The organism is Methyloceanibacter marginalis, assembly GCF_001723295.1.
In the GTDB taxonomy this organism is placed as follows: domain Bacteria; phylum Pseudomonadota; class Alphaproteobacteria; order Rhizobiales; family Methyloligellaceae; genus Methyloceanibacter; species Methyloceanibacter marginalis.
In genome coordinates, this window is record NZ_LPWD01000109.1 from 1 (window position 1) to 11962 (window position 11962).

At 65.5% G+C, this 11962-nt stretch carries 14 protein-coding genes; 3 read left to right on the forward strand and 11 right to left on the reverse strand.

Features of this window, described 5'->3' with window-relative positions; genetic code table 11:
- The 4 genes from AUC71_RS04850 to htpX all read right to left on the reverse strand — a co-directional run.
- On the reverse strand, window positions 1-808 hold an 808-nt coding region (locus AUC71_RS04850; RefSeq protein ID WP_193427013.1), incomplete at its 3' end, for a heparinase II/III domain-containing protein.
- Window positions 805-1317 (reverse strand): hypothetical protein, encoded by a 513-nt coding sequence (locus tag AUC71_RS04855; protein ID WP_141701455.1) that lies wholly within the window; start codon window positions 1315-1317, stop codon window positions 805-807. The genes AUC71_RS04850 and AUC71_RS04855, both read right to left, overlap by 4 nt.
- 119 nt (window positions 1318-1436) lie before the next feature.
- Window positions 1437-2813: a 16S rRNA (cytosine(967)-C(5))-methyltransferase RsmB gene (rsmB, locus tag AUC71_RS04860; RefSeq protein WP_083238089.1), complete on the reverse strand. Its 1377-nt coding sequence runs from the start codon at window positions 2811-2813 to the stop codon at window positions 1437-1439.
- Window positions 2814-2861: 48 nt separating this feature from the next.
- Window positions 2862-3791 carry a zinc metalloprotease HtpX gene (htpX, locus tag AUC71_RS04865; RefSeq protein WP_069623355.1) on the reverse strand — a complete coding sequence of 310 codons (930 nt, stop codon included), beginning with the start codon at window positions 3789-3791 and terminating at the stop codon, window positions 2862-2864.
- Window positions 3792-4332: 541 nt separating this feature from the next.
- Between htpX and AUC71_RS22570 the strand changes: the two genes are divergently transcribed.
- Window positions 4333-4479 (forward strand): globin domain-containing protein, encoded by a 147-nt coding sequence (locus tag AUC71_RS22570; RefSeq protein ID WP_425283356.1) that lies wholly within the window; start codon window positions 4333-4335, stop codon window positions 4477-4479.
- A gap of 22 nt (window positions 4480-4501) precedes the next feature.
- Here the strand turns inward: AUC71_RS22570 and AUC71_RS04870 are convergent, their stop codons facing one another.
- From AUC71_RS04870 to tsaD, 7 genes are all read right to left on the reverse strand, one after another.
- On the reverse strand, window positions 4502-4873 hold the full coding sequence (locus tag AUC71_RS04870) for a hypothetical protein (protein ID WP_141701457.1): 372 nt from the start codon (window positions 4871-4873) through the stop codon (window positions 4502-4504).
- Window positions 4874-4915: 42 nt separating this feature from the next.
- Complete coding sequence (gene acs, locus AUC71_RS04875) at window positions 4916-6883, reverse strand: acetate--CoA ligase (protein ID WP_069623357.1); 1968 nt, start codon at window positions 6881-6883, stop codon at window positions 4916-4918.
- 112 nt (window positions 6884-6995) lie between these two features.
- On the reverse strand, window positions 6996-7412 hold the full coding sequence (locus tag AUC71_RS04880; protein WP_069623358.1) for a DUF1761 domain-containing protein: 417 nt from the start codon (window positions 7410-7412) through the stop codon (window positions 6996-6998).
- A 56-nt stretch (window positions 7413-7468) separates the two neighbouring features.
- A complete protein-coding gene (locus AUC71_RS04885) occupies window positions 7469-7900 on the reverse strand; it encodes an EVE domain-containing protein (RefSeq protein WP_069623359.1) in 432 nt (143 codons plus the stop codon).
- Window positions 7901-7905: 5 nt separating this feature from the next.
- Window positions 7906-8199: a YciI family protein gene (locus AUC71_RS04890; RefSeq protein WP_069623360.1), complete on the reverse strand. Its 294-nt coding sequence runs from the start codon at window positions 8197-8199 to the stop codon at window positions 7906-7908.
- Window positions 8200-8263: 64 nt separating this feature from the next.
- The gene (locus AUC71_RS04895) at window positions 8264-9259 is read right to left on the reverse strand and encodes an NAD(P)H-dependent glycerol-3-phosphate dehydrogenase (protein ID WP_069623364.1); all 996 of its coding nucleotides are present in this window, start codon (window positions 9257-9259) and stop codon (window positions 8264-8266) included.
- A gap of 58 nt (window positions 9260-9317) precedes the next feature.
- Window positions 9318-10400 (reverse strand): tRNA (adenosine(37)-N6)-threonylcarbamoyltransferase complex transferase subunit TsaD, encoded by a 1083-nt coding sequence (gene tsaD, locus AUC71_RS04900; RefSeq protein WP_083238088.1) that lies wholly within the window; start codon window positions 10398-10400, stop codon window positions 9318-9320.
- Between the two features lie 116 nt (window positions 10401-10516).
- Here tsaD and hemC point away from each other — a divergent pair, with 116 nt between their 5' ends.
- Complete coding sequence (gene hemC, locus AUC71_RS04905) at window positions 10517-11443, forward strand: hydroxymethylbilane synthase (protein WP_069623361.1); 927 nt, start codon at window positions 10517-10519, stop codon at window positions 11441-11443.
- A complete protein-coding gene (locus tag AUC71_RS04910) occupies window positions 11443-11913 on the forward strand; it encodes a uroporphyrinogen-III synthase (protein ID WP_069623362.1) in 471 nt (156 codons plus the stop codon). Before hemC ends, AUC71_RS04910 begins: the two co-directional genes overlap by 1 nt.
- The last annotated feature ends 49 nt before the right edge of the window (window positions 11914-11962 follow it).

Below are 11962 nucleotides of genomic sequence, written 5' to 3' on the forward strand. Positions count from 1 at the left end.
TGATGCGCAGATTGTCGCCCTGGTCGGAGAAAGCGCCTTGCGGATTGAGCGGACCTGAAAGCGTGGCGTCCGCCGGCGGCTCGGCGCCATTGGCCATGCCGGAGAACTCCGCAAGCGAGTCTTCCTCGAGGCTGAGCGTGGAGTGGGCGGGGGTGGTGCGGGCGAACAGCCGCCAATCGTCGTGGTCGGGTGTGGGCGTGCCGCAATTGATGACCACGGGCGCCTCGTTCGAGCTCATCTCGAAGGACATGAACCCCGCATGGGCCTCTCGCGTGAGCGAGGTCACCGGCGGCGGCCCGAGATCGCAGATGATCAGCGTGGTCCCCGCCTCGACCCGCACATAGCCGGAATTGGCCGCCGTGCGGACCGGCGCGCCTTCGATGTCGTCATAGGCGAGCACGGTGGCGAGCGCGTCGGTGGGCGTCGGCCCTGCGCCGTTGAAGCGCGCCATGGTCCCGTCGCCGAGCCGGAAGAAGCGCAGCATCGGCATGATCCGGTCGATCGCGTCGGTGAGCTCTTTGGGCGGGGTGCGGTCGCGCGCCACGAAGCACTGACGCAAGGGAAGCAGATCGAGCAGAAGCTCGATCAGCGCTTCCGGGTTCCGCGAGATGTGCCCGCCGTCGGGCAGGATCTGCCGATTGAGCTCCCGGCAGAACGGTTTGGTGTAGCGGTCGACCACCGCCTGCTGGTCGGCGATGCAGAGACCTGCATAGAGCAGCGCCGTGAGCGTGAGAAGCCGCGGCACGCCGTCCGGCGTATCGCGATAGCTCGCCGACAAATAGCGGAGCTGGGTGGTGAGCGCCTTCAAGAGGCCTCGTAGGCTTGCGGCTCGCCCGCATCGAGGATCAGCACCGAGTTGGACAGCCAGGAGATCACCCGGCGGCCGACTATTTCCGGCTGCCAGGCAAGCCCGTGGATCTGGCGGCGCAGGCGGATGAAGTCGTGGACCAGCGCCTTGGCCTGCTCGCGCGACAGCTCGCTGTCGGCGGCGCGCAAATGGCGCAGCCAGCCAAAGCCGTAAAGCTCGCGCGCCCAGTTGGCCGATGGCGGCCGGATCTCGAAAGGAGACTCCGCGCCCAGCTCGGCGAGCTTTCCCCGCAGTCCGAAATGGCCGTTATAGACCTCGGTGGCGAAGCTCGGATCGGCCGTCCTAAGCTCTTGGGGTGCCAAGAGAAGTTGCTCCGCCTGGGAGCCGGGATAGCTGAAGCTTGCCATGCTGGAGAGCATCAGGCGCCGGAAGGGACTCGGCCCGCCAAGGGGTAGCTCTTGAACGCGAGAGCCGCGCTCGAAGGCCTGGTCACCAGCCATATGGGTCATTCTCCACGCCAGCCCGCGCTCGATACTCGTAGCGCAGAGCTCCCCCGCCGCCCTGGAACTCTAGAGGCGACCATTTTCTTGCACGCCGCCCCCGGGGGCAAGTGGCATACGCTGTTTCGTTAACCCTCGCGCGTCAGGCGCGCCGCGAAAAAGCCGTCCATGCCGCTCCATTCCGGGGAATCGAGCTGAAATTGGAAGGGAAACGTCCGCAAGATTCCGCTGGCTTGGGCCCACTCCGTGTCGCCGAAGGGCTCGTCCGGGCGCAAGGGATCGATGCGAATGGCGGGATTTCGGGCCATCAGCGCGGCAACCTGGGCCTCGCCTTCCTCGGGCTCCAGCGAGCAGGTGGAATAAACCAGCGTGCCGCCGGGCTTGAGCAGGCTGACGGCATTGTCGAGAAGCCGCGCCTGGAGGCCGGCGAGCTCGGCGATGTCCTTGTCCGACTTGAGATAGGGAATGTCCGGGTGGCGGCGGATCGTGCCGGTGGAGGAACAGGGCGCATCGAGCAGGATGGCGTCGAACCGTTCCTCGGGCTGCCAGGTGGCGGCGTCCGCCTGAATTGTCTCGGCCGCAAGCCCGAGGCGCTTGAGATTTTGTTCGAGCAGCTTGAGCCGGGTCGGCGAGCTGTCGACCGCGACCACCGTCGCGCCGGCAAGCAGAAGCTGCGCCGTCTTGCCGCCGGGCGCCGCGCAAAGATCGGCCACACGCTTGCCCGCGAGATCGCCGAGCATCTTGGCGGGAAGTGACGCGGCCACGTCCTGCACCCACCATCCGCCTTCCGAAAATCCGGGAAGCTCCTCGATGCGGCCCTTGGGCAGGAGCCGCACGCTGCCGGAGGGTAGAACGCGTCCCTCCAGCCGCTCGGCCCAGCCTTCGGGGTCGGACTTCACTGTGAGATCGAGCGGGGCCTCCACGAGATGACTTGCGGCGATCTCAAGCGCGCGCTCCTTGCCCCAGGCCCGGACCCAGCGGTCCCACAGCCAGTCCGGCGTGTTGACGCGCGGGGCGTTCAGCTTGGAAAGGATCTCAGTGCCCTTGTCGGCCACCCGCCGCAGAACCGCGTTCACCAGCTTGTCGTAGCGCTTGGCCTTCGGGTCCCATTGGGCGAGCCGCACCGCAAGATCGAGGGCCGCATGCGCCGGCACATTCATGAAGAGAAGCTGCGCCGCGCCGGAGAGCAGGATCGGATAGAGCGTGCCGGCCTTGGCCGGTAATCCCCGCTCCAGGAAACTGTTCAGCACCGCATCGAGCTGCCCGCGCCGGCGCAATGATGTCCCCACAATTGCGCGCGCCAAAGCACGATCCCGCGCGGGAAGATCGAACATATAACCACCGTCCTGCGCACGCCCGAGCACGTCGTCGAGCGGCTGTTTTTTCTGCAAAACGGCGTCCAGCAGATTGGTGGCCGCGCGCCTTGCGGGCAGTCCCACTTGATGATCGCGCGTCCGCGACAAGGGACGCGGCGGGGCCTTGGGCGCAGGTTTGGATGCGGTCATGGTCATGGCTTTAGCAGGGGAAGCGCTCGCCCCCTAGTCCCAACAGGCTTAGCCCCAAGGTCCGCGGGAGGCGCGGGTCCGGCTGTCCGACCAAGGGCCCGCAGGCTCGGCCGCCATGCTCCCGCCCGTGGCGCCCATTGCCTTGGAGAGCGCCTCGAGCCGCGCTACGCGATCCTCGACCGCCGGATGCGTGGAGAACAGCTTGTCCACGCGGAAGCCCGACAGCGGATTGATGATGAACATATGCGCCGAGGCCGGATTGCGCTCCGCCGCCATGTTGGGGATGCGGTGCGCGGCGCCGGCGATCTTCTGAAGCGCGGAGGCGAGCGATAAAGGCTGGCCGCTGATCTCCGCGCCGCCGCGGTCCGCCTCGTATTCGCGCGTGCGACTGATGGCCATCTGCACCAGGCCCGCCGCCAGCGGCCCGAGGATCATCAGCGCGATCGCCCCGATCGTGCCGATGCCGCCATTGTCACGGTTCCCGCCGCCCGTGAACATGGCGAAGTTGGCAAGCATGGAGATGGCGCCGGCGATGGTCGCGGTGACGGTCATGAGCAGGGTGTCGTGATGGCGAATATGCGCGAGCTCGTGGGCGATCACGCCGGCAAGCTCATCCCTGTTCACGGTCTGCATCAACCCGGTGGTCACGGCCACCGCCGCGTTTTCCGGGTTGCGGCCCGTGGCGAACGCATTCGGCTGGGGGTTCTCCATGATGTAGACCTTAGGCATGGGAAGCCCCGCACTGTTCGCGAGCGTCTGCACCATGTCGTAAAGCTCCGGCGCCGAGCGTGCGTCGACCTCGCGCGCGCCGTACATGCGCAACACCATCTTGTCGGAGTTCCAGTAGGCGAACAGGTTCATGCTGCCCGCGACCAGCAGGGCGATGATCATCCCGGTCTGGCCGCCGATCAGGAATCCGATCCCCATGAACAGCGCGGTCATGCCCGCGAGCAGAATGGCGGTGCGGAAATAGCTCATGGATTGTAGGCCTCCAAAAACGGCGAAAGCCGCCGCCACCAATATGTTGGAAGCCGTGGGGTCCAGCGCAAGAGCTTGGCAAGCCAGGGAAAATCTTGTCCCCGGCCCGCTTGCGCCGCGCGGCCTTAAGGCCCCGTTGACCTTAACGGTTCGTCAATCCGATCTGCCCCATGCTGGCCGGCAACGCCAGTTCGAGGAGTAGCCCGATCATGCCAGCCGCACTGCAATCGACCGTTGATGCCCCGAAGAAAAGGACGCGTCGGGGAGCAACCGCCCCGACCGGCGAGACTCAGCTCTCAGCAGAGCAGAAGCGTCTGATTCGCGTGAGCTTTCTGCGCATCGAGCCGGCGCTCGATCTCGTCGCTCAGCTCTTTTTCCTGAAGCTGTTCCGCCTCGATCCGAGCCTGCGCAAGAAGTTCTCGGGCCCGGTTGAGATCCAGGCCAAGAAATTTGCCGCCGGCGCCAAGCTCGCCATGATCTCACTCGGCCACGAGGACGGTCTGGCGCCGACCTTGAAACTGCTCGCGCGCGCCACCGCCAGATGGGCATCCGCACGCGCCATTACCGCACCATGTCTCGCGCGCTGGTGTGGACGCTGGAGCGCTCGCTCGACAAGGCGTTCGACCGCGACACCAAGGATGCGTGGAACGCGCTCCTTGCCTATTTCACCAAGGTGATGGCGGGCTAAAGCCCAACGACGGACGGACGACTTAGCTCGGGGCCTCTTCGGAGGCCCCTTCGCCTCGCGGGACCACCTTCACCTGAACCTTGCCGTCCTGGTTCACGTAGACCGTGACATCCTCGTCAGGCTCCAAAGTTTCCATCTTGCCGTCGACCGAGAGCTGGTCGGTGGTGATGAGGACCTCGTGGCCGTCGACGATGACCTTGATGCCGTCGGCGACCGATTCCTGCGTCATGTCCTTGTAGTGTCCGGCGACCGTCACGGTGCGGTTGCCCACGGTCATGGAAATCGCCTGGGTGGTCTCATCGCGCGTGCCGATATTGCCGATCACTAGCACGAGGACGATAACGAGCGCGAGCACAAGCCCGAGCCCGACCAGAATCCGCATCAGCCACGACATCTTACGTCCCCCCCCCCCCAGCCCCTCTTTGGGGCGCGCTGCTCAGGCCTGCCTTCGGTTCTGGCGGTTCTCGACAAGATCCGACACCACGCCGGGATCGGCCAAGGTCGAAGTATCGCCGAGATTGCCGTACTCGTCTTCGGCGATCTTACGCAAGATTCGCCGCATGATCTTGCCTGATCGTGTCTTGGGCAGGCCCGGCGCGAATTGAATGTGGTCGGGGGACGCGATGGGACCGATCTCGTTGCGCACCCACTCGCGCAGCTCTTTTTTTAGGGCGTCTTCCCCTTCTTCGCCGGACATCAAGGTCACGTAGCAATAGATGCCCTGGCCCTTGATGTCGTGGGGATAGCCGACCACGGCGGCTTCGGAGACCTTCGGATGGGAGACGAGCGCGGATTCCACTTCCGCCGTGCCCATGCGATGCCCGGAGACGTTGATGACGTCGTCGACTCGGCCCGTGATCCAGTAATAGCCGTCCGCGTCGCGGCGGCAGCCGTCGCCGGTGAAATACTTGCCCTTGTAGGCGGAGAAATAGGTTTCCACGAAGCGCTGATGGTCGCCGTAGACCGTGCGCATCATGCCGGGCCACGCGTCGAGGATGACGAGATTGCCCGACGCCTCGCCTTCGAGCGTTTTGCCGTCCGCATCGACCAGCGCGGGTTGCACGCCGAAGAAGGGGAGGGTCGCCGAGCCCGGCTTGAGCGTGGTGGCGCCAGGCAGCGGGGTGATGAGAATCCCGCCTGTCTCGGTCTGCCACCACGTGTCCACGATCGGACAGCGGGTCTCGCCGACCACGTGGTAATACCACTCCCAGGCTTCCGGATTGATCGGCTCGCCGACCGTGCCAAGCAGCCTCAGCGACTTGCGGCTCGCGCCCGTTACGTATTGGTCGCCCGCGCCCATCAGCGCGCGGATGGCTGTCGGCGCGGTGTAGAAGATGTTGACCTTGTGCTTGTCGACCACCTGCCAGAAGCGCGAGGCGTCCGGGTAATTTGGCACGCCTTCGAACATCAGTGTGGTCGCGCCGTTGGCGAGCGGACCGTAGACGATATAGCTGTGGCCCGTGACCCAGCCGACATCCGCCGTGCACCAATAGATGTCGCCCTCGTGATAGTCGAAGACGTATTGATGCGTCATCGCGGCAAAGACGAGATAACCGCCGGTGGTGTGCAGCACTCCCTTAGGCTTCCCCGTCGAGCCCGAGGTGTAGAGGATGAAGAGCGGGTCCTCGGCGTTCATTTCTTCCGGCGGACATTCGGCGTCTACCTTGGCCATCGCTTCGTCGAGCCACACATCGCGGCCTTCGGTCCAGGGAACATTGCCGCCGGTATGCCGGACCACCAGCACCTTCTGCACGTGACCACTCTTGTCGATCGCCGTGTCGGTATTGGCTTTGAGCGGAATCTTGCGTCCGCCGCGCAAGCCTTCGTCTGCCGTGATGACAAAGCCCGATTTGCAGTCCTCGATGCGGCCGGCGAGCGAGTCCGGCGAGAAGCCGCCGAACACGATTGAATGGACCGCGCCAATGCGCGCGCAGGCCAGCATGGCGTAAGCGGCTTCGGGAATCATCGGCAGGTAGATCGTGACCCTGTCGCCCTTTTTCACGCCTTCTGCTTTGAGTACATTGGCGAAGCGGCAGACATTCTCGTAGAGCTCGCGATAGGTGATGTGCCGCGCGGGCGTATTCGGGTCGTCGGGCTCCCAGATGATGGCTGTATGGTCGCCGCGTTGGCCGAGGTGCCGGTCCACGCAATTTGCCGAGACGTTGAGCGTGCCGTCCTCGAACCATTTGATGGAGACGTCCGGATATTCGAACGTCGTGTTCTTCACGCGCGTATACGGCTTGATCCAGTCGAGGCGCTTGGCTTCCTTGCCCCAGAACGTATCCGGATCCTCGACGCTTTGCTTATAGCCCCTCTCGTAGAGAGCCTTGTCGATGTAGGCACGGTCCATCCATTCGTCCGGGACCGCCACCGTCTCGAGTTTGTAGTTCTTGTGCTCGGACATTTGTCCGTACCTCCCTACGCAGCGCACGCTTTGTGGTGCTTATTGGTGCTTTCTCCGGTCATTATGGCCCGCGGCTAACTTTGCGAGAAGTGCCTGTTCATCATCCTTTCGTCTAGACGCCGAAGGCGCCGATCACCGCGCCCATGACGAGCAGCACGGCGAGCCAGTGGCCGCCGTCGATCAAGGTCAACATGGGCTTTGCGCCGCTGAAGGCGTGATTGACGCCCATGGTGGTGATGACGAAGCCGACCCAAATGAACAGCCCGCTTATGGCCCCGCCGCGCACCGTTACGTCGCCGAGATGGCCCATCAATCCGGCCAGCATCCAGGCCATCAAGAACAGGGCTACGAGTGAAATAATAAAGGGCAGCGCCTTGGCCGCGCCCTCGCCATGGTCAAACTGGTCTTTCGTCTTGCCCAAGGCCCGCATCCAGGCGCCGCCGAGCGCCATGTACCACACCGCACCGAGGCCGAAGCCCGCCAGCGTGGCGATGATCACGGCAATGTAGTTTATCCCAGAGAATGTCATGCGCTTCCCCCTCGCGTTGTCTCCGCGACTCTACCTCAAGGGGGGCATTTCCGGCACTAGGCTGTCGGGGGATCTTTGAGGCCGCCGAGCGCGCAGACTTTGCGCCATTCCCCCGCCGTCACCGGCTGCACCGACAGCCGTGAGTTGTTGACCAGCACCATGTCTTTGAGCTGCGGCGTGGTCTTGATTTCGGCGAGCGTCACGGGCTTCGGCAGGTCCGTGACCGCCGCCACGTCCACGCACTCCCACTGACCCGTGCCGTCGGTCGAATCGGGATGGGCCTCGGCCACCACCTTGACGATGCCCACGCACGCTTTCTCCCCGACCGAATGATAGAAGAAAGCAAGGTCGCCCTTCTTCATGGCCTTCATGTTGTTGCGCGCCTGGTAGTTGCGCACGCCGTCCCACTCGGCGCCTTGTCTGCCTTCTTTCTTCTGTTGCTCCCAAGACCAGGCCCCGGGCTCCGATTTCAGCAGCCAATAGGCCATGGACCTTAGGTCTCGTCGGGGTTGTTGATGGTCCACTTCCACGGCCTGATCTCGACCGTGGCAAACACACCGGCCTTGGCGAAAGGGTCGCCGTCCGCGATCGCGCGCGCGGACTGGAGCGAGTCTGCCTCCACGACGACCAGGCTGCCGTTCATGGTCTCGCCGTCGTCCTGCGTAAAAGGCCCGGCGAACTTGAGCGCGCCGCCGAGGCTCTTCAGATAGGCGAGGTGCTCCGGACGCTTCTCTTTGCGGATCGGCAGGCCGTCCGGCTTGTCAGTGCAGATGAGCGCAAACAGCATCGTTGGCGTTCCCTTTGATTGCCGCTGAAACTATTGCGCGAGGGGATGCCGGGCAAGAGCCTGCTTAGAGTTCCGAACGGAGCGGGCGCGACAACAGCGACTCGATGGCCGCATCTACCGAGGTTTGGCCTGTGATCACCGCGTGGACGGCCTCCGCGATGGGGAGTTCGATGCCGCGGACCTGCGCGATTTCCACCATGGCCCGCGCCGTTGCCACGCCCTCGGTCACCGTCAGGCGCCCCGACAGCGCCTCTTCCGCGCTCATGCCTTCGCCCAGCGCCACGCCGAGTGACATGTTGCGTGATTTCGGGCTGCCGCAGGTGAGCACCAAGTCGCCGAGGCCCGAGAGCCCGATCAGCGTCTCGAGCTTACCGCCCAGTGCGACCGCGAAGCGTGCCATTTCGGCGAAGCTCCGCGTGACGAGGCCGGCTTTCGCGCTTTCGCCGAGTTCCTTGCCGACGACGATCCCCGCCGCAATGGCATAGACGTTCTTCACCGCGCCGCCGATCTCCGCGCCGAGCACGTCGCCGCTCCAATAGCCCCGGAAGGGCGGCGAGCTCAGCGCATGCGAAAGCTCGCGCCCCAGTTCCTCTTCTCCCGTGGCCAGAGTCACCGCGGCGGGGAGGCCGCGCGCTACGTCGGCGGCAAAGCTCGGTCCCGACAGCACGGCGATGGCCGCCGCGGGCAACAGCTCCGCGGCGATCTGCGACATCAGCCTGCCGGTTGCCTGCTCGATCCCCTTGGCGCAGATGAGGAAGGGCTGGCCTTCGCGCACGTAAGGCTTGAGTTCGCCCGCGATGGCGCGCAGGTGCTGGCGCGGGCGCACCATCAGCAGCAGGTCGCAGGTGGCGACCTCGTTGAAGCGGCCGGTCGCCTCAATGGCCGGATCCAGCGCGACCCCTGGCAGGAACACCTCGTTCCGATGCGAGTCGTTGATGGCTGAAATGGTCTCCGGCTCGTGCGCCCATAGCAGCACGTCGCGGCCTGCGCGCCGCGCCACGGTGGCGAGCGCCGTACCCCATGCTCCTGCGCCGATAATGCCGACAGACTGAAGCTGCATGATCTCCCCCAAGGTCTTCATAGCGCAGATTTCGGCGTGGCGCCGGACCGAAACCGTCTCAAGCTTTCACGCCGGCCCCGAGCGCGGGCGGCGCGTCCGGGTCGAGCGGCCATCTTGCCCGTGCCGGCGCGGCCATGTCGTCAACGAGCCCGCGAGCCAACCGTTCCGCGCCCGCCCAGGCGATCATGGCGGCGTTGTCGGTGCAGAGCGCCGGCGGCGGCACCACCAGCCGGAAGCCGCGCACGTTGGCGGTTTCGTCGAGGGCCGCGCGCAGCCGCTGATTGGCCGCGACCCCGCCTGCCACCACGAGCACGTTCTGCGCCCCCGGTCCAAGCCGCTCTTCGTAGAGTTCCATGGCCCGCGCCGCACGATCGCGCACCACGTCGGCCACGGCTTCCTGGAAGCTCGCGCAGAGATCGGCGATGTCCTGCTCGCTGAGCGGAGCCCGGGCCGTCGCTTCCTGGCGCAAAGCTGTCTTGAGCCCTGCGAGCGAGAAATGCGGTTCGGGACGCCCCATCATGGGGCGGGGCAGCTTTGATGCTGGCCTCCCCTCGCGCGGCGTGTCGCTCCACCTCGGGCCCGCCGGGATAACCGAGGCCCAGCAGCTTGGCCGCCTTGTCGAAGGCTCGCCCAGCGCGTCGTCCAGTGTCGTTCCGAGCCGCTCATACACGCCCACGTCCTTGACAATCAGGAGTTGCGTGTGTCCTCCGGAGACAAGCAGAAGGAGGTAGGGAAACCGCAAGGCGTCGGTGAGCCCTGCGCTCAGCGCATGGGCCTCCAAATGATTGACGGCCATAAACGGCTTGTCGAGCCCGAGCGCCATGGCTTTCCCCGTCGTCACCCCGACGATCAGCCCGCCGATCAGCCCTGGTCCCGCGGCGGCCGCAACGCCATCGAGTTCGGCGACGTCCAGACTAGCCTCGGCCAGGGCTTGTTTGATCGCCGGATCGAGCAGGTCCACATGGGCGCGGGCGGCGATTTCCGGCACCACGCCGCCATAGGCCGCATGGAGGTCGAGCTGCGCGCACACCACATTGGACAGGATCTCGCCCCGACCCCGGGCGTCTCGCCGCACGACTGCCGCGGCGGTCTCGTCGCAACTGGTTTCGATCCCGAGCACGGTGAGGGGCCGTTCCGTCATGGCCCTGTTCTATACGGTTCAAGTGCGGATTCGCGAGGAGATTGAAGGGGAAGGCGAAACCGTCCATTAATGCGGGGCGCGTCTCCCTTTTTCTTGGAAGCTCAAGGAGTTCCGCCTTGTCGGCCTCGATTCTCATCGGCACTCGTGGCAGTCCGCTCGCCCTGTGGCAGGCGAACCATGTGCGCGGCCTGCTGCTCGAGGCGCATGGCCTGGAGGACGGCGCCGTGGACCTCAGCGTCATCACCACCTCCGGTGACCGCATCCAGGACAGGCCGCTGGCCGATGTCGGCGGCAAGGGGCTCTTCACCAAGGAGATCGACGAGGCGCTGCTCGCGGGCGGCGTGGCGCTAGCCGTGCACTCCATGAAGGATCTGCCCACCGTGCTCCCGGACGGTCTATGCGTGGCCGCCGTGCTGCCCCGCGCCGATGTGCGCGATGCCTTTCTGAGCCCCGCAGCGGCCTCTATCATGGAACTTCCGCCCGGTGCGGCCGTTGGCACTTCATCCTTGAGCGCGGCGCGCAGGTCAAACGCCTGCGGCCCGATCCTGCGCGTTATCGATTTCCGTGGCAATGTGGAGACGCGGTTGCGAAAGCTCGATGAGGGCGTCGCCGATGCCACGCTGCTTGCCATGGCCGGGCTTGACCGTCTCGGCCTGTCGTCGAAGGTCACCTCGGTCTTGCCCGTCGATGAGATGCTGCCCGCGGTCGCGCAAGGGGCCATCGCTGTTGTCACCCGCGAGCACGATGCGGAGACGAAGCGTCTCTTGGCGCCTTTGAACGATCCACAAACGGCAGCCGCGGTGACTTGCGAGCGCGCGTTCCTCGCCGAACTCGACGGCTCTTGCCGCACGCCGATTGCCGGTCTCGCCGAAATTGACGGTGGCGCTCTGCGTTTTCGCGGCTTGATCCTGTCGCCAGGCGGCGCAGAATGGCACGATGTCGAAATGACCGGCGTGGCGGAGCGGGCCGAGGAGCTCGGCCGGATAGCCGGTGAAGATGTGCTCGCGCGCGCGGGCACGAACTTTCTCGCAAAGCTGCCGTGATGGGTTTGATGCGTGTGCTTGTGACCAGGCCTGAGCCCGATGCGCGCCAGGAGGCGGACGCGCTTCGCGCGCGTGGCTACGAGCCGGTGCTCGCGCCGCTCCTGGACATTGAGTTTCTGAAAGGCGTTCCGCTCGATCTCGACGGCGTGCAGGCCGTCGTCATCACCAGCCGCAACGCGCTCCGCGCGCTTGCCGATCATCCGCAACGCGAGGCGGTGGCCGCGCTGCCGCTCTTTGCCGTGGGCGAGGCGACCGCTTGGGCCGGGCGCAGTTTGGTTTCAGTGAAGTCACCATCGGCCCCGGCACCGGCGCGGGGCTGCCGCCAATCATCCGCCGGGAGGTGCATCCCGAAAAAGGGCCGCTGGTGCATATCGGCGCCGAGAAGGTCGCCTTCGATCTGCAAGCCGCGCTTGAGGACGACGGGTTCGAGCTGCGCCCGTTTCGTGCTTTACCGCTCGCATCCCGGTTGACACCCTGCCCGACGCGGTGATCGCCGATCCTGCGGCGGGGAGTCGGTCG

What these genes read in the sequence shown, in the direction of transcription:
- AUC71_RS04855 (WP_141701455.1), bottom strand. Translation starts at nt 1,317, where the DNA reads ATGACCCATATGGCTGGTGACCAGGCCTTCGAGCGCGGCTCTCGCGTT.
- rsmB (WP_083238089.1), bottom strand. Translation starts at nt 2,813, where the DNA reads ATGACCGCATCCAAACCTGCGCCCAAGGCCCCGCCGCGTCCCTTGTCG.
- htpX (WP_069623355.1), bottom strand. Translation starts at nt 3,791, where the DNA reads ATGAGCTATTTCCGCACCGCCATTCTGCTCGCGGGCATGACCGCGCTG.
- AUC71_RS22570 (WP_425283356.1), top strand. Translation starts at nt 4,333, where the DNA reads ATGGGCATCCGCACGCGCCATTACCGCACCATGTCTCGCGCGCTGGTG.
- AUC71_RS04870 (WP_141701457.1), bottom strand. Translation starts at nt 4,873, where the DNA reads ATGTCGTGGCTGATGCGGATTCTGGTCGGGCTCGGGCTTGTGCTCGCG.
- acs (WP_069623357.1), bottom strand. Translation starts at nt 6,883, where the DNA reads ATGTCCGAGCACAAGAACTACAAACTCGAGACGGTGGCGGTCCCGGAC.
- AUC71_RS04880 (WP_069623358.1), bottom strand. Translation starts at nt 7,412, where the DNA reads ATGACATTCTCTGGGATAAACTACATTGCCGTGATCATCGCCACGCTG.
- AUC71_RS04885 (WP_069623359.1), bottom strand. Translation starts at nt 7,900, where the DNA reads ATGGCCTATTGGCTGCTGAAATCGGAGCCCGGGGCCTGGTCTTGGGAG.
- AUC71_RS04890 (WP_069623360.1), bottom strand. Translation starts at nt 8,199, where the DNA reads ATGCTGTTTGCGCTCATCTGCACTGACAAGCCGGACGGCCTGCCGATC.
- AUC71_RS04895 (WP_069623364.1), bottom strand. Translation starts at nt 9,259, where the DNA reads ATGCAGCTTCAGTCTGTCGGCATTATCGGCGCAGGAGCATGGGGTACG.
- tsaD (WP_083238088.1), bottom strand. Translation starts at nt 10,400, where the DNA reads ATGACGGAACGGCCCCTCACCGTGCTCGGGATCGAAACCAGTTGCGAC.
- AUC71_RS04910 (WP_069623362.1), top strand. Translation starts at nt 11,443, where the DNA reads ATGGGTTTGATGCGTGTGCTTGTGACCAGGCCTGAGCCCGATGCGCGC.